This is a genomic window from Oenococcus sp., from assembly GCF_047725585.1.
Taxonomy (GTDB): Bacteria; Bacillota; Bacilli; order Lactobacillales; family Lactobacillaceae; genus Oenococcus; species Oenococcus kitaharae_A.
Map to the genome: position 1 here is coordinate 47,108 of NZ_JBDNNF010000004.1, position 15,054 is coordinate 62,161.

A 15,054-nucleotide genomic window follows, 5' to 3' on the forward strand; every position below is an offset into this window, starting at 1 on the left:
ATTAAATACACCAGCCTTTAAGCGGGAAGACAATCGGCATTTTATAATGGTAAGTATGCAAAATGATCGAATTGCTGTCATCAGCGCAAAAAGAAGTGCCATCGGTAAATACGAAGGACAATTCCATTCACTTTCCGCGGTCGATTTAGCTACTTTGGTCAATCAAAACATTTTTCAAGAGACACATATTGACCCACAACTTGTCGACCAAGTGATTCTAGGCAACGTTTATCAAACAGGCAGTGGACAGAATCCTGCTCGTCAGACGGCATTAAGAAGCGGTCTCTCCAACTCCGCCACTGCCTTTACAGTCAACCAGCTCTGTGCATCCGGCATGAAAGCAATTAAATTAGCTAGCGATACCCTCCGGTTAGACGACAGCCGAGTCGTCTTGGCAGGCGGTTCAGAAAGTATGACCAACACAGTCCGTTTTATCAAAAAAGATGAACAATTGACGGAAAGCAATCTCCAAGACAGCTTATTTGTTGATGGTCTGGTTGACCCCTTTAATAACAAAGCTATGGGTCTGGAAACAGAATCATTGGCTGAAAAATATCAAATTACACGAGAATCTCAGGATCGTTGGGCTTACCGATCGCATCAAAAAGCCTATCAAGCCACTCTACAAGGACGTTTTTTAAATGAAATTGTGCCTATCCAAGTCCAAAATCAAAATATTAAAGAGGATCAATCAATCAGACCTGACAGTACGCTAGAGAAATTAGCACAACTAAAAAGTGTTTTTAAAATATCAGGACGAATTACAGCCGGCAATGCTGCACCGTTGAATGATGGCGCAGCATTGCTGCTGCTCACTAAGGAATCTTTTGCAGAAAAACAAGACTGGCCTATTATTGCTTATTTGAATACAGCAAGTGAAGCTGGTGTCCAATCCGAATTCTTTGGATACGGGCCAGTCGAGGCAACGCAGAAATTATTAAAAAAACAAGCAAGAACAATTGCCGATTACGATTTATTTGAGATCAACGAGGCTTTCGCAGCACAAGTTTTAGTTGATGCTGAAATTCTTCACATCCCCGCAGAGAAAATAAACGTCAATGGTGGATCATTGGCTTTGGGCCATCCCTTAGGAGCATCGGGCGCTCGAATTGTTGTTAGCCTGATTCACGCATTGAGGAATCGCGGGTTAAAAAGAGGCCTTGCAATGCTTTGCGTCGGCGGTGGTATGGGTATGGCAATGGAAATAGAGGTGGATTAAATATGAAAATTGGCATTGATAAAATCGCTTACTATACGCCAGAATATTATCTCGATTTAGTCGATTTAGCCCACGCAAGAGGGGTTGATCCGAACAAATATCTGATCGGGTTGATGCAAAAAGAAATGTCTGTCGCACCATTAGACCAAGATACAGTCACAATGGCAGCCAATGCAGCAGATCAAATCTTAAGTAAAACAGATAAAGACGAGATTGGCTTATTAATTTTAGCAACCGAATCAGGCATCGATCAATCAAAAGCGGCAGCGTTATATGTGCAAGAATTACTCCACATCAGTTCTCAAGCTCGTGTCTATGAGATCAAAGAGGCTTGTTACGGGGCAACCGCGGCTTTGACCAGTGCACTGGATTACATTACAAACCATCCATCCAAAAAAGCACTTATCATCGCCTCTGATATTGCACGTTACGGCCTCAACACACCTGGCGAAGTCACACAAGGTGCAGGCGCAGTGGCGATGCTTATTAGTACAGATCCTAAAATTGTCAGCTTAGACGGTCAAAGCGAAATTCATAGTGAGCAGATCATGGACTTTTGGCGGCCGAACTATGCTAAAGAAGCGCTCGCAGACGGCCACTATTCACAAGAACAGTATTTAAAATTTTTTCAGATTGTTTTTAAGGCCTACATGCAAAAACACCATCTGGATTTGAGTTATTTTTCAGCGATGCTCTTCCACCTGCCCTATGCTAAATTAGCTTTTAAGGCATTGAATCTGGCATTAGAAACCGATAAAAGCGGCTCGTCAAAACGACTCTCGCAAGCCTTTTCGCAAGCAATCCATCTCAATCAAAAAGTCGGGAATATTTATACAGCTTCTCTGTACCTTAGTCTGATTTCATTATTGCAATTTGATCAACAACTGAAAACTGGCGACAAAATTGCTGCCTTCAGCTACGGATCCGGTGCAGTCGCGGAATTTTTCACTCTAACTATTGAAGCAGGTTTTGAAGGCAGGCTGTCTAAAATAGATAACGATCGCCTTATCGGAAATAGAAAAAAATTGTCTATAGCAGAGTACGAACGTGCTTTTCAAGCCTCGCTACCTGAGGACGGCAGTGATTTTCAAGTGACAGCAATGTCTAAAGCACCATTTAAATTATTAGGAATTCATGGTCACAAAAGAATTTACGGTCAATAGATAGCGCCTCATTTGAAGAGACGGCTGAAAAAGCCTTCTTTTTTTTCTGCACCATCTTCTAAGAGTGGCTTCTTTTTTTCACTTAATTGCAATTTTTGAGATTGGTCCAGCAGTGTGTGTAAATCTTTTATCTGTTCATCCTTAATAGTCAACTGCTTATTAACTTCTTCAAGTTGTTTAATTAAAGCGTTAAGGGCCAGGCCGCTTGCCAAGTCATTATCAGCAGCTTTTTCTTGTTTAGTATTCTGGCCGGATTTGTCAACAATTGTACTATCTTTATCTTCACCATATTTCTTAGCTAGAAAAGAATGTGTTTTCTCGCTATATTCAAGTACCGTTAACTTACCGGTCTTTTTCCGGTTACTTACCGACAAACCACCTTTGGTAATGGCGTTTCGAATAGCTTGTTTAGATTTTCCAAATTCATCTGCAAGTTCTTTGATTGTATAATTTCTCTCGGTCACTTAGTCTATTTTACACATTTTTATTTTCAATTCCCAAACTTATCAATCAGATTTCTGCCTGCCTTTGCCATACAAAAAAAATCGGGAACACATTCCCGATTCTAAGCGGTTTAGACATTTTCCAAAACAATTTGCGTTGGTTCCCAATCCCAAGGTGCGACGGTCTCTTGAACACGATCTTCGCCTTGAAAAGTTGACACATCATGCGTAACAGCCACACGAACAGGTTTATTAATCAGCTCTTTTTTAAAATCTTCAAAAGTTTCATAAATACGCTTATTAGAAGCCCCGGCGGCGACAGCGATCGCATTAAGAGTTGTAAAACGATACTCAGGATTTCTTTCTGAATTCCACACCGTTGTAAAGAAAACGCGACCTGCAAATTTGCCGTTGGCATTAACTAGACCTGCTTCGTTTCCAATGCCGTGACGCACCTCTAACTGAAAGGCAATACCCGCATTACCGGTTGCCGCTTCTTTTTCATTAATATCTTTGATAACAACCTCATAATTACCGGTAGGCAATGCATCGTAACCGCCTCCTTCAGGCAAATGGTCATAATCTGTTTTCAAAAAATTCATTATAAATTCCTCCTATAACTCTTGATACGTATTTAAAGAGTTAAATCAGAAAAATGACGAATAAAATCGAACATGTCTCAATCACGGAAATCCATGGTTAAGAAAACAAGAAGGGGGCCGCATTTAGGAAATAAAAAAAGAGCTTTAGCTCCTCAAACTGTCCAGGCTGGGTTCGAACCAGCGACATCCACATTAACAGTGTGGCGTTCTACCACTGAACTACTAGACAATATTCTATTCATTATAAAGACATGTTTGCTATAAAGCAAGCCTTTTTTAATCAGCAAATGAGAAATACGGCATTTATCCCAAGACTATGTGTAAAAAGGAACTAATACCGCTAATATAGTAAATATGAGTCTTAGCCTCTTAATTACTTACATTTTGATTGGTGTCCTGGCTGGTATTTTTGGTTCGATATTAGGGTTAGGCGGCGGCATGATTGTCACACCGATTTTAGTACTTGCTTTTAATTTACCTATTCATTATGCTATCGCCGCTTCAATCATTGCAGTTATCGGTACCTCTTCCGGTGCATCGGTAGCATATTTAAGAGATGATTTATTAAATGTGCGTGTGGCGATGTTTCTAGAGATTTTTACAACCATCGGTGCATTAATCGGAGCCGTTCTTGTCGGTATTTTTCAGCCCGCATGGCTGAATGCTTTTTTCGGTTTATTGCTCGTCTACCAAGGTTACGCTATGTGGCAGAAAATTCATAATAAAAAAGCGGATGAGCTCGCATCAAAGGACGACAAGATAGCCGCCAAACTCAAATTAGACTCCAGTTACTACAATAAATTGGAACAAAAAAACGTATCCTATCATATCCAAAGGGTGCCTTTAGGTGCTCTGATTATGTTCGGTGCTGGTTTTGCCTCTGGACTATTAGGAATCGGCTCTGGTGGTTTTAAAGTGTTTGCTATGGACAGTGTGATGCAGATGCCATTAAAGCCTTCTAGTGCTACCTCTAACTTTATGATGGGTGTAACAGCTGCAGCATCAGCGGTCATTTACTTTTTTAATGGTACTTTGCAGCCCTTGATTGTTGCACCAATTGCCATCGGGATTATTTTCGGCTCTACTTTGGGATCTAGAATCATGCCGCACTTACCAAATAAATTGCTTCGAACTATATTCATTCCGGTGGTTCTGATCGCCGGTATCCAATTGATTATTAAGGCTTTCGGGATTAATTTATACTAATGGCAGATAAACAAGAAATAACAAACGAGAGAAAAATAGAAAATGGCATCGGCTGGATTCTGCGTGTAGGCGTTTTTTTTGCTGTTATCGTGATGAGTGTTGGCGTTATTCTGCTGCTGCTTCACGGAAATACCGGTTACGGAAAAAATATTCCTACAGATTTAGGTCCCCTAATCGCAGGCCTGATAAGTGGAAAAGCAGCAGCTTGGCTGATGATGGGTATTTTTATACTCATTTTGACGCCAACTATTCGTGTCTTTGCCTCCATTTTTGCTTTTTTAGCTGCTAAAGACTTTCTCTATGTAGGTATTACAACCTTGGTATTTATTATTCTATTATTCGCAGCCTTTATTGGACTCCGGGGATAAGATATGGCAGTTAGACTAATCACAATCGATGTCGACGGTACTTTATTATCCAGTGGGCAAACCGTCCCCAAAGACAATATCAAAGCTATTCAGGAAGCAATGTCTCAAGGATCTAAAATTGTGATTGCTTCCGGTCGTCCCCTATCCGGTATTATGCCATGGCTAAAAATTATTGGCGTCCCGATTGCAGATGATCAATTTGTAATTGCATTTAATGGCGGAGTCGTTCAGACAACTTCAGGAAAATTGCTTGAAAAAAATCAAATCACTTATCAAGATTATGAGCAGCTGCAGGCTTTTGCTGACCAGCAGCAGGCATACTTTCAAGTGGAGTCTTTAGATGGGTCTCACACCATAGCCAATAAAATTCCTAAAGAAGCTCAAATGGAAAATTATCTGATAAACGCTGATTTACAGATACACAAAAAAATGCCAGAACAAATAGAGTTTATCAAACCAATGATTAACGGCAGTAAAGATGAGTTGGATCGCATCATCAAACTTGTTCCAACGGAGATATCACGCAATTTTAACGTCGTACGCGGTGCTTGGTATAACTTGGAATTCATGTCAAAAAAAGCTTCTAAAGGAAATGCGCTACATATGCTGTCTCATCACCTGGGTATCGAAAACACACAAACGATGGCAATTGGTGACCAGCAAAACGACCTATCCATGTTCAGCCAAGCCCATTATGCAATTGCAATGGGCAACGCCGATGATGCAATTAAAAATCAGGCTGATTTTACGACCAAAAGCAATGATGAAGCGGGTGTTGCACTGGCCATTAGAAAATTTGCGCTTGCAAAATCTTAAATATTGACAAACAAATCTATCCGAGTAATAATATAAACACATCTAGGAAAGGGGGCGATCCGTTTTGAATTCAAATAAATCTGAACTTCTTAACGGCTTCGCCGCTTAAAGGAAAAGCGGCGAGAGCTGTTGAGAGAACCCGGGCAAATTTAGTTAGGTGGCCCGGGTTTTTGTTTGAACTTTTTCAAGAAATACTTGATATTCGTGTGGTTTTCCCTTAGAATAATTTAGTCAAAGCGTTTGGGAGTGTAGCGAAGTGGTTAAACGCTGCGGACTGTAAATCCGCCCTCTTACGAGTTCGTAGGTTCGAATCCTACCGCTCCCATCGGTAATAAGTTCGCTTGCTTGTCACAAATTTATTACCAACAAATGCCCCATAGCCAAGTCGGTAAGGCAACGGTTTTTGGTACCGTCATGCGCTGGTTCGAGTCCAGCTGGGGCAAGAAATAAAAAAAGACCTGTTGGAGGTCTTTTTTTATTATCCTAATATTTTATTGTGCATCATCCACAAATCCCTTAGGATACTTCTGAGCCAAACGCGACCCGGCTGCTGCCGCAATCCCACCAATGACATCATCAATAAAAGTTGTTGTGACACCCTTGGTCGTTTTACCAATTTTATCTAGTTTACCGATAATACCAGGTTTGATGTTATCAACATAACCATACCCTGTAAATCCAATTGAGCCAAACGAAGTTGCAATTGCATTGCCTAGTAATTCATCAACGCCAAACAGGCCAAAATCTTCCTTAATGACATCGCGCAAGGGCTCATTAATGAGATTTTCTTCTGTCAAACGATCAAGCTCCAAAGCAACCCACACAACATGCTGTACTTCTCTTTTCTCTAGTACGCGTTGGACAGATTGCATCGCAATCTGCTTGGTCAGTCCCGGTAGATAACGCAACTGGAAATGATAAGCTATCTCGGCAATATCATCCAAGTCAACGTGCCGTTCTTTTAATTTTGCAACTGTATTTTCATAATTTACGTGTTCAGACATACCTACCTCCAAATATAGATTTTTAATTACAAGCCAATTTTGATTAATTCAACGGCGTATCAAAATACCGAAAGTTAATCCTAGCAGCATAGCAATTGCCATCATCCAATAATTTCTCATCGCGAGATTAGCGGTTGCGAGTATGAATGGACGAGAAATAAATTTAATAACGTTGTTGAACACAGGAGGCAAAGCAGCGACTAGCAGCAGCGTTGTCCATGGTAGGAAGGCAAACAGAACCGCTCCGGCCACGGCAAAAAATGAAATAACATAAGCAGTAGAAAACATAATCAAATCCCGCCTCAAAGACTCAACCTCCTCAGCATTTGCCGGACTGTTGTGCATGATAATTCTATGAGACAAAAGAACATTAAAAATACTAACAACGGCAGGAAAACAGGCTAAGAAAACCAAAACATAGCTGCTCAGCGTTAAATTATTGTTTGAATTTAAAAAAATTAAGGCTGCAGGAATGATATAGCCCAAAATCAAGGAATAGATAATAATAGCCGTTTTTTCAGTTGGCAGCTGACTAAAAAACGAATAGATCATTGTAATAATAATCACAGCGAAAACAGCTGCAATTGAAGACCAGAAGTTAAGCTTGCTAAAATTGAATTGAACAATTAAAAGAGCTAAAACGATTGGAAAAACAATCAATTTAATTGTTAAAAACTTATCCGTCATTTATCAGCCCTTTCTGGGCTCTTCCTATATTCTACCTGCTCTTCTATAATCATGTATAGAAGCTCTCTTTGAACTTCAGGTTTGCTGGAACGTTAAATCTTTTTTCTGTCATATGGGGGACTTTATATGCAAATAAGTGCAAAGACATTAACAGATACATATTCATTAAAAAACGGCATTAAAATTCCAGTAGTTGGTTTTGGTACTTGGCAATCCAATAATGGTGCAGAAGCATACAATGCCGTAAAATGGGCCTTAGAAGCGGGTTATCGACACATTGATACCGCAGCTGTGTATGGCAACGAGGAATCAGTTGGAAAAGCCATTCGCGATTCAGGCATTAAACGCGATGATTTGTTTATCACAACTAAATTATGGAATTATCAAAGAGATAGCTATGAACATACATTACAAGCATTTGGTGATTCTCTTTCACGCTTGGGGCTGGATTATGTCGATCTCTATCTGATTCATTGGCCGGAACCAATTGAATATCGCGATCACTGGCAAAGCCTCAATGACAACTCTTGGCGAGCAATGGAAAAAATTTATCGAGACGGCGGAACACGCGCAATTGGTGTCTCTAATTTTAGAGAAACACATATCAACGAATTACTAAAAACAGCCGAAATCACACCAATGGTCAACCAAATTTTCTTAAATCCTGGCGATCAAGAGAAAAACTTAATCAAATATAATCAAGATCATAAAATTTTAACTGAAGCTTATTCACCACTAGGAACAGGTCAGCTGCTTTCGCGCCCCGATCTCAAAAAAATTGCCAACAAACACAATGTATCTCTGGCTCAAATCTTAATTAGATGGAATTTAGAAAAAGGTTACCTACCCCTGCCGAAATCAACACGCCAGGATTTTATTAAAAATAATACTCAAGTGTTTGATTTTCAGTTGGATTCTGATGATCATCGACTTTTGGATCAGATGGACGGCCAAGGCCAGCAGCATACAGAACCACGTTTACATGATTTCCAAAAGATAGTCCCTTTTTTGGAATAATAGCAAAAAGATAAGCTGTAGCAAATTATGTTACAGCTTTTTAATATAATTGAAGGTATATGAAAATTGCGATTATTGGTGCTGGCCCAAGAGGTTTGGCCGTAGCAGATCGGTTAGTAGTTCGAGCTGCAAAAGAACAAATAAAAATTGATATCAAACTCTTTGATCCCTACGAAATAGGCGGGCGAGTCTGGGATCCTTCAATTAAGGCCAATAACATCCTGCTGATGAATACTGTTGTCAGCCAGGTAAGCTTTTTTGCTGATGATTCCATTTACCACCCAGGTCCCACCAGACAAGGACCTAATTTTTACCATTGGATTAAAGAAGACGCTGTTGAATTTTTGAAAAATACACCACAAGGTATCCGCTACTTGGACAAACTGAATTTGAATGAAAACAGTTATGCGGTTCGCGGACTTGCTGGTCTATACCAACAGTGGTTTTTCAATGACATCAAAGAACAGTTAGAAAATAATTCCTCTCTTGTCTATCAGAAGACAGAAATTAAAAAAATTGCAAAACATAACGACCAATATCGATTGAGCTTTGCAAATAGCTTTGAAGATTTTGATTTTATCTTTATGGGCCTAGGCTTTGGCAACAATCGACTAACAGATGAAGAAAAAAGCTTTTCTGAGTTCGCCAAACGTTACAATCTCCGGTATATTGCACCCGGCCACCCTGCAGAAATAGATCTGAGCCAAATTCCTGGTAAGCAAAACGTTATTATCAGAGGGCTTGGCCTTTCCTTTTTTGATTATCTGGCTCTGTTAACGGAAGGTCGAGGCGGCCATTTTGTTGAAGATAAAAGCCAAGAACTCCGGTACCATCCTAGCGGAAAAGAGCCGACAATATATGCTGGTTCTCGTAGTGGCAATCTGCTCCATGCTCGCGCCTTAAATCAAAAGTCAGAAAGCGAACAATATGCTGCACAATTTTTCACAACTGCTAATTTAAAAAAATTAGAAGATGAAAATGGTCATATCACTTATTCAGATTTCTTCTCATTGTTCGACAAAGAGCTGCAGTTCAAACATTACGAAAATCTTACCAAGGCAATAGCCTATCGAAATCTCTTTCATAAAAAAACTCATCGGTTTTTGGAAAGGCTTAGAAATAGCGAAAGTAAAGATTTTGAGGTCATTGCACATAATTTTCAAATTCCCGAGGAACAAATTTGGCATTGGAATGAAATTATTGATGCCATTCACCAAGTCAAGAGCAAAGATGATTTAACAACTTGGTATGAAAGATACTTAGCTAATGATATTGAGGACGCTTCTGAAGGTAACAAGAATGCCATCTTTGCCTCAGCATTCGATATTTTAAGAGATATTCGCGAAACAATCCGCGACCTGATCAACCAGGACCGTTTTCAGACTCAAGATTTAAAAAAATTCCTGACAATTTTTAATCACATCAGCACGGTTATTAGTGTTGGACCGCCTTTGATCAGAATCAAACAACTAAAAGCACTTTTAAAAGCCAATATCGTGCACTTACTTGGCCCAGATCTCAAGGTTGAGAATAACCCTAGAGAAAATTCTTATATCGCAAAGACTGCCTTATCAGAGAGAGTCTCAGCCTCAAGCTTCATAGATGCTAGGTTGCCTCAGGTGAGTGTGTCCTTATCTGAGCAAGATCTCAGAAAGGAGCTGATTAACTTAGGCTGGTTCCACGAAACATCCTATCATGATAAGCAAGGCCATTTGATTTTAGATGCTGCTCAAATCAATCCCAATACTTTCCAATTAATTGATGAATTTGGACAAATCCTACCCAATTTATACTCTGCAGGTATTCCTCATGAGAGCATCAGCTGGTTCACCACCGTTTTACCCCGTCGTGGTGTGAATACGATTATTTTCCATGAGGCTGCCATCATTTCTGAAGAAATTATTCAGACCATTAAAAAAACGTCCAAATGACCTGTACTCCTAAAATTGTTTCCGACTTTTTGGGTACAGATCAGGATAGGGCGTTTTTTTGTTTCACGTGAAACCTATTCAAAAAAATGGCGAGACCACGAATTAATACGGCGCATACGTGTTCGCTGATTCCACGAATAGTATTGTACCGATCCTTGAATCTGTGATTTTTTTATTAGACCGTACTTTCGACTATCTGTGGGCATACTTCGATTATCTGCTAAAACAAAATACGTATTTTTTTTAACTTTTAGAATATTTTGTTGGGATCTTGGCCAGTTCCGATTAAGAGATAAAGAATTTAAGGACCAGCCGCTATCAATTGACATGCTGGTAGCTTGCTGTTGTTGTTTGCTAATAAATCGCTGATTAACCGTTTTGCCATTAACTTGCAGCTTATTTTTCCGAAAAACGATATGATCTCCTGGCAGTCCTATAACTCTCAAAACTGCCATCGTTGTACCTGTATCTGACCTCTGCCTAGCATTTGTATTAAAGACAACAACCGTTCCACGTGAAACATTTTGATTTTTTCTCAATAAAACAACTTGGTTATTAACTAAATTCGGCGACATGGACTGTCCGGAAATTCTGATAAAAGAAAAATAATTAGCCCTAAGAAAAACCGCAAACGCGATACCAGCGAATGCGGGAAATAACCAAATCTTCAAGAAATATTTGACATGTTTATTCATTTGGTAAAAAAGTTCTTCCAAACATCATTAATTTGAGTATGATTACTACTCCAAGGAAAGACTTTAGCAACACCAAGCATGTGTGCTTGACTCACAAATCCAAAATATCGGCCATCTTCTGATCTTGCACGATTATCCCCAAGAACAAAATAATTACCAGCAGGAACCGTCGTTGCCTTTCCATCGGCCCAATGCGAGCTGCCGGAAACGAAAGGCGAATCGCCTGAAGATAAAGACGTCAAAGTCCAATTCCCAGTACCGCTCGTCCTATTATAAAAAGAAATATAACTTTGAGATATTTGTTTGCCATTGACATAAATATTGCCATTCTTAGCTTCAATTCGATCGCCAGGTAATCCGATAACACGCTTAACATAGTCCTTTTCACCAGATTGAATGCCCGGATCTTCTTTACGAGCATCAAAAACAACGACTGATCCGCGTCGAATCCGCGCCATTTTCAAGACCCAAATGCGTTCACCGTTAGTAAGGTTGTTTAACATGGAATCACCATTGACGGTTACCGGTACTAAAATAAATATTTGAATGAGCCAGGCGGCCAGCAAACCTACGATAATTGGGACAATCCAAGAAAAAAGAACTCTAAGTTTTGCCATTTTTTATCTCCTTCGTTTGTGTACTTTACGCAATGTTTTGGTAATGACCCGTTTTCTTTCAATTTCTGCTTGCACTTTGGCCTTTTCCTCCGCGCGAACTTTGAAGGGATTTTGGAAGAAGAAAGTCTGAACAGCTTGAAATGCATTGGTTGCAACCCAGTAGAGAGATAGTGCTGAAGGTACAGCAAGCGAAGAGAAAAAGATAATAAATGGAAATATATAAGGCATGACTTTAGCAAATCCTGGCTGATCTTTTCCAAGAGATACCGTACTCATCCAAGAACTGGTGAACGTAAACAAGGCAGCGAGAACCGGGAGAATAAAGTATGGATCTGTATTTCCCAGCTGTAACCAATAAAATGATCCGCTTTTTAATGCTGGTGTCGAGTTAATCGCTTGAAACAAAGCCCAAAGTACAGGCAATTGAATCAGCAAGGGCAGCATGGAAGCATAGGGATTAACACCAGCTTCCTTATAGACTGCCGACGTCTCCGCCTGCATATTCATCATGGAATCACGATCACGTTTCCCTTTATATTTTTCCTGGACTTTCTTAATCTTTGGTGTGACCTTAGACATTTTCTTTGAGGAAGAAATCGAATAGACCATTAAGGGTAAAATCAGAAAACGGATCAAAACTGTAAAAGCAATAATGCCAAAGCCATACGAGTTGGTAAATAAACTTGCAGCACCAAAGATCGAATTAGCGAAAAAACCAGTTATCGAACCCAAGATACCGTGATAGTTTGTCTGATCTGAATTAGGAATCAAAGCAAGGGCAATGATTGCAATCAAAGAAAGTACCGCAAGAACAATTGATGGCCAACCAACTTTTTTTAAAAAATTCTCTATTTTATTTATCATGTAATATGCCTGCTAAATCCAATACGTGTTTGATTTGATCTTGGATTACCGTCTGTGCTTGCCCAGAAACGGCTGGTCGCGCAACAACGACGATATCCAAATCATCAGCTATCATTTGAGATAGATTGTTAAAAGATTCACTAATACGGCGCTTAACCCAGACGCGTTCATGAGCTTTACCGATTTTTTTTGAAACAGACAGACCAATGCGCCAATGGTTAAGATGAAGATTTTCTGGTTGCTGCTCACTGTATACAACAAAATAGCGGTTTGCAAAAGATTGATGCTTTGCAAAAACTTTTGCAAAATCGCTAGCCTTCTTTATTCTAAAAATTTTTTTTGTACTCATTTTACAAAAAAAGTCGCATACGCGACTGAATTAAGCTGCTAACACCTTACGGCCCTTAGCACGACGACGCGCAAGTACCTTACGACCATTTGCGGTGCTCATTCGTTTACGGAATCCATGGACACGTTGCAAGTGCCTCTTTTTAGGTTGATAAGTTCTTTTCATGTTCTACTCCAATATATGCCCAACCGGGGCAAAGTTACTGAAATATAGTACCACAAAAGCATACGTAAACTCAACTGGCGCAAGCTTTTAAAAGAAATTTACTTGTCCACAATACCACGGAATGTGGTGTGGAATTATTAAGAAAGTTTAAAGTTAAAAGCGCCTAAATCAGGGGTTTTCCACTAATTAACTACATTTCCACAGCTTGTGAACAAATAATGGACATTTTCTTGTGTATTCTGTGGATAAGTGGTTAATTTGTGGAAAGATCGGCATTTTCATGAGAAAGTGCCTTGTGGAAAAGTATTAAAAAAGTGGAAAGGGTTAAAAATACCCACAGACTTGGGGATAAATTAGTTAACAGACTGTAAATATCTCGGAAAGTTGTTTGCACATACTGTTGAAAATAACAGAGAGTTCCCGTTTAATTAGTCTAGTCGGAAAATATTATGAATGATGATTACTTTGATTTGAATAATTTTTGGAAGAGTGTCCAAGATCGCTTCGCTGATAACATGGGTGAAACAGCCTATGAGAACTGGATTCGGCCAGTTAGAGCAGCCAGCGTTGACCTAGCAAATCGTACCGTATCTCTGCAAGTCCCAAGCGATCTAGTCATGCAGGCTTGGGACAATGGCAACTACACAGCGAAGTTTATGGAATATGCCTATGATGTTGCTCATGATTTTTTTAAGCCTGACTTAAAAGTTGTCAAGGTCGTTGTCAATCCAGTTAACAATTCAAATCAAACCTCGTCCAATTTTCAAACGAACGACTACCAGCTCAATCCCGCTTTCACTTTTGATACATGGGTAGTCGGAGACGCTAATGAACTGGCAACAAGTGCCGCAATGGCAGTCTCAGAGCAGCCAGGCCGGCAATATAACCCTTTACTTATATATGGATCCTCAGGTTTGGGAAAAACGCATTTGATGGAGGCGATCGGAAACCGTCTAAAAGAGGTACAGCCCAATGCGATCGTGCGCTACATTACGACTGATGATTTTATGAATGATTGGGTCAATGCGATCAGTAAAAAATCTACCAGTGAATTTACAGATACGTATGAAAATGTCGATTTGCTCCTTGTTGACGATATCCAGATGCTGCAGGGGAAGGATCGTTTTCAAGAAGAGTTCTTTAATATATTTAACAAAATCACAAAAGCTCAAAAACAAATTGTTATGACTTCCGATGTTCTTCCCAAAGATATCCCTGGCCTTAATGCACGGCTTGTTTCCAGGTTCATGCAAGGTGTGGCCTATGATATTCAAAAACCCGATTTTCCAACTCGCCTGGCGATTCTAAAAAACAAGTCCGAAGAAGCTGGCATGCAGATTGATAATCAGACCCTGACCCTGATCGCAGAACAAATAGATACGAACGTTCGGGAATTAGAAGGAGCCTTCAATACCTTAACTTTAATGGCTAGAGCCGGTCGACCCATCAATGTTGCCAATGCTCAAAAAATTCTCGAACATCTCAACATCAGCAGGCAGAAAGTAATAACTGTTTCAGATATTCAAAGAATTGTTGCTGAAGATTATGGGGTTGGCTTGTCTGATTTGCTTGGGAAAAAACGAAATTCAGATATCGTGCTTCCTAGACAAGTTGCTATGTACTTAATAAGAACGCTAACCGATACCTCGCTGCCCAAAATCGGTCAAGCCTTTGGCGGGCGCGATCACACAACGGTGATGCATGGCACGGAAAAAATTGCCGATCTGATCGAAACTGACTACAGTATGAAGCAGAGAATTGAAACTCTGTCGACAAAAATCAAAGAAAAATCATAAAAATACGTATCATAAGAGTATAGACAGTTGTGGATAAAACGTTTGGTTTTCCAGAAATGTTTCCACCAGGTTTATCCCTGCCGAACAAGTAATGAGACGGCTTTTCCACAAT

Annotated in this window: 17 protein-coding genes and 3 tRNA genes; 10 read left to right on the forward strand and 10 right to left on the reverse strand. The window is 39.8% G+C overall.

Features of this window, described 5'->3' with window-relative positions; translation table 11 throughout:
- A partial coding sequence (locus tag ABF487_RS06120; protein WP_415634824.1) for a thiolase family protein occupies positions 1-1,219 on the forward strand: 1,219 nt, incomplete at its 5' end.
- 2 nt (positions 1,220-1,221) lie between these two features.
- Positions 1,222-2,382 (forward strand): hydroxymethylglutaryl-CoA synthase, encoded by a 1,161-nt coding sequence (locus ABF487_RS06125; protein WP_007744901.1) that lies wholly within the window; start codon positions 1,222-1,224, stop codon positions 2,380-2,382.
- Positions 2,383-2,390: 8 nt separating this feature from the next.
- On the opposite strand, the gene ABF487_RS06130 is transcribed toward ABF487_RS06125, so the two are convergent.
- The 3 genes from ABF487_RS06130 to ABF487_RS06140 all read right to left on the reverse strand — a co-directional run bounded on the left by ABF487_RS06130 (position 2,391) and on the right by ABF487_RS06140 (position 3,656).
- Positions 2,391-2,846, reverse strand: coding sequence for a hypothetical protein (locus ABF487_RS06130; protein WP_007744902.1), 456 nt, complete (start codon positions 2,844-2,846; stop codon positions 2,391-2,393).
- A 110-nt stretch (positions 2,847-2,956) separates the two neighbouring features.
- Positions 2,957-3,427 carry a DUF669 domain-containing protein gene (locus tag ABF487_RS06135; RefSeq protein ID WP_007744903.1) on the reverse strand — a complete coding sequence of 157 codons (471 nt, stop codon included), beginning with the start codon at positions 3,425-3,427 and terminating at the stop codon, positions 2,957-2,959.
- Between the two features lie 157 nt (positions 3,428-3,584).
- Positions 3,585-3,656: transfer RNA gene (locus ABF487_RS06140), tRNA-Asn, on the reverse strand.
- Positions 3,657-3,781: 125 nt separating this feature from the next.
- Between ABF487_RS06140 and ABF487_RS06145 the strand changes: the two genes are divergently transcribed.
- The 5 genes from ABF487_RS06145 to ABF487_RS06165 all read left to right on the forward strand — a co-directional run bounded on the left by ABF487_RS06145 (position 3,782) and on the right by ABF487_RS06165 (position 6,260).
- Complete coding sequence (locus ABF487_RS06145) at positions 3,782-4,633, forward strand: sulfite exporter TauE/SafE family protein (RefSeq protein WP_007744904.1); 852 nt, start codon at positions 3,782-3,784, stop codon at positions 4,631-4,633.
- A complete protein-coding gene (locus tag ABF487_RS06150) occupies positions 4,633-5,001 on the forward strand; it encodes a DUF1634 domain-containing protein (RefSeq protein ID WP_007744906.1) in 369 nt (122 codons plus the stop codon). Before ABF487_RS06145 ends, ABF487_RS06150 begins: the two co-directional genes overlap by 1 nt.
- A 3-nt stretch (positions 5,002-5,004) precedes the next feature.
- Positions 5,005-5,817, forward strand: coding sequence for a Cof-type HAD-IIB family hydrolase (locus ABF487_RS06155; RefSeq protein WP_007744908.1), 813 nt, complete (start codon positions 5,005-5,007; stop codon positions 5,815-5,817).
- 242 nt (positions 5,818-6,059) lie between these two features.
- Positions 6,060-6,142, forward strand: a tRNA-Tyr gene (locus ABF487_RS06160).
- A 45-nt stretch (positions 6,143-6,187) separates the two neighbouring features.
- A tRNA-Gln gene (locus ABF487_RS06165) sits at positions 6,188-6,260 on the forward strand.
- Between the two features lie 48 nt (positions 6,261-6,308).
- On the opposite strand, the gene ABF487_RS06170 is transcribed toward ABF487_RS06165, so the two are convergent.
- Positions 6,309-6,821, reverse strand: coding sequence for a phosphatidylglycerophosphatase A (locus ABF487_RS06170; protein WP_007744910.1), 513 nt, complete (start codon positions 6,819-6,821; stop codon positions 6,309-6,311).
- Between the two features lie 48 nt (positions 6,822-6,869).
- Positions 6,870-7,508 carry a hypothetical protein gene (locus tag ABF487_RS06175; RefSeq protein WP_415634825.1) on the reverse strand — a complete coding sequence of 213 codons (639 nt, stop codon included), beginning with the start codon at positions 7,506-7,508 and terminating at the stop codon, positions 6,870-6,872.
- 126 nt (positions 7,509-7,634) lie between these two features.
- On the opposite strand from ABF487_RS06175, the gene ABF487_RS06180 reads away from it, so the two are divergent.
- Both ABF487_RS06180 and ABF487_RS06185 read left to right on the forward strand, forming a co-directional pair.
- On the forward strand, positions 7,635-8,525 hold the full coding sequence (locus tag ABF487_RS06180) for an aldo/keto reductase (protein WP_415634826.1): 891 nt from the start codon (positions 7,635-7,637) through the stop codon (positions 8,523-8,525).
- Positions 8,526-8,584: 59 nt separating this feature from the next.
- Entirely contained in the window at positions 8,585-10,456 is a 1,872-nt protein-coding gene (locus ABF487_RS06185) for an FAD/NAD(P)-binding protein (protein ID WP_007744915.1), read from the forward strand.
- 74 nt (positions 10,457-10,530) lie between these two features.
- Here the strand turns inward: ABF487_RS06185 and lepB (ABF487_RS06190) are convergent, their stop codons facing one another.
- From lepB (ABF487_RS06190) to rpmH, 5 genes are read right to left on the reverse strand one after another with little or no spacing between them, the layout of a single operon-like run.
- On the reverse strand, positions 10,531-11,151 hold the full coding sequence (lepB, locus tag ABF487_RS06190; protein WP_415634827.1) for a signal peptidase I: 621 nt from the start codon (positions 11,149-11,151) through the stop codon (positions 10,531-10,533).
- Positions 11,148-11,768 carry a signal peptidase I gene (gene lepB / locus ABF487_RS06195; RefSeq protein WP_007744919.1) on the reverse strand — a complete coding sequence of 207 codons (621 nt, stop codon included), beginning with the start codon at positions 11,766-11,768 and terminating at the stop codon, positions 11,148-11,150. Before lepB (ABF487_RS06195) ends, lepB (ABF487_RS06190) begins: the two co-directional genes overlap by 4 nt.
- 3 nt (positions 11,769-11,771) lie before the next feature.
- Positions 11,772-12,632, reverse strand: coding sequence for a membrane protein insertase YidC (locus ABF487_RS06200; RefSeq protein WP_415634828.1), 861 nt, complete (start codon positions 12,630-12,632; stop codon positions 11,772-11,774).
- Positions 12,622-12,981 carry a ribonuclease P protein component gene (rnpA, locus tag ABF487_RS06205; protein WP_007744922.1) on the reverse strand — a complete coding sequence of 120 codons (360 nt, stop codon included), beginning with the start codon at positions 12,979-12,981 and terminating at the stop codon, positions 12,622-12,624. The genes ABF487_RS06200 and rnpA overlap by 11 nt, the downstream gene beginning before the upstream one ends.
- Positions 12,982-13,011: 30 nt before the next feature.
- The gene (gene rpmH / locus ABF487_RS06210; RefSeq protein ID WP_002819722.1) at positions 13,012-13,146 is read right to left on the reverse strand and encodes a 50S ribosomal protein L34; all 135 of its coding nucleotides are present in this window, start codon (positions 13,144-13,146) and stop codon (positions 13,012-13,014) included.
- Positions 13,147-13,595: 449 nt separating this feature from the next.
- On the opposite strand from rpmH, the gene dnaA reads away from it, so the two are divergent.
- Positions 13,596-14,942: a chromosomal replication initiator protein DnaA gene (gene dnaA, locus ABF487_RS06215; protein ID WP_007744923.1), complete on the forward strand. Its 1,347-nt coding sequence runs from the start codon at positions 13,596-13,598 to the stop codon at positions 14,940-14,942.
- Positions 14,943-15,054 lie beyond the last annotated feature (112 nt).

What these genes read in the sequence shown, in the direction of transcription:
- ABF487_RS06125 (WP_007744901.1), top strand. Translation starts at nt 1,222, where the DNA reads ATGAAAATTGGCATTGATAAAATCGCTTACTATACGCCAGAATATTAT.
- ABF487_RS06135 (WP_007744903.1), bottom strand. Translation starts at nt 3,427, where the DNA reads ATGAATTTTTTGAAAACAGATTATGACCATTTGCCTGAAGGAGGCGGT.
- ABF487_RS06145 (WP_007744904.1), top strand. Translation starts at nt 3,782, where the DNA reads ATGAGTCTTAGCCTCTTAATTACTTACATTTTGATTGGTGTCCTGGCT.
- ABF487_RS06150 (WP_007744906.1), top strand. Translation starts at nt 4,633, where the DNA reads ATGGCAGATAAACAAGAAATAACAAACGAGAGAAAAATAGAAAATGGC.
- ABF487_RS06155 (WP_007744908.1), top strand. Translation starts at nt 5,005, where the DNA reads ATGGCAGTTAGACTAATCACAATCGATGTCGACGGTACTTTATTATCC.
- ABF487_RS06170 (WP_007744910.1), bottom strand. Translation starts at nt 6,821, where the DNA reads ATGTCTGAACACGTAAATTATGAAAATACAGTTGCAAAATTAAAAGAA.
- ABF487_RS06175 (WP_415634825.1), bottom strand. Translation starts at nt 7,508, where the DNA reads ATGACGGATAAGTTTTTAACAATTAAATTGATTGTTTTTCCAATCGTT.
- ABF487_RS06180 (WP_415634826.1), top strand. Translation starts at nt 7,635, where the DNA reads ATGCAAATAAGTGCAAAGACATTAACAGATACATATTCATTAAAAAAC.
- ABF487_RS06185 (WP_007744915.1), top strand. Translation starts at nt 8,585, where the DNA reads ATGAAAATTGCGATTATTGGTGCTGGCCCAAGAGGTTTGGCCGTAGCA.
- lepB (WP_415634827.1), bottom strand. Translation starts at nt 11,151, where the DNA reads ATGAATAAACATGTCAAATATTTCTTGAAGATTTGGTTATTTCCCGCA.
- lepB (WP_007744919.1), bottom strand. Translation starts at nt 11,768, where the DNA reads ATGGCAAAACTTAGAGTTCTTTTTTCTTGGATTGTCCCAATTATCGTA.
- ABF487_RS06200 (WP_415634828.1), bottom strand. Translation starts at nt 12,632, where the DNA reads ATGATAAATAAAATAGAGAATTTTTTAAAAAAAGTTGGTTGGCCATCA.
- rnpA (WP_007744922.1), bottom strand. Translation starts at nt 12,981, where the DNA reads ATGAGTACAAAAAAAATTTTTAGAATAAAGAAGGCTAGCGATTTTGCA.
- rpmH (WP_002819722.1), bottom strand. Translation starts at nt 13,146, where the DNA reads ATGAAAAGAACTTATCAACCTAAAAAGAGGCACTTGCAACGTGTCCAT.
- dnaA (WP_007744923.1), top strand. Translation starts at nt 13,596, where the DNA reads ATGAATGATGATTACTTTGATTTGAATAATTTTTGGAAGAGTGTCCAA.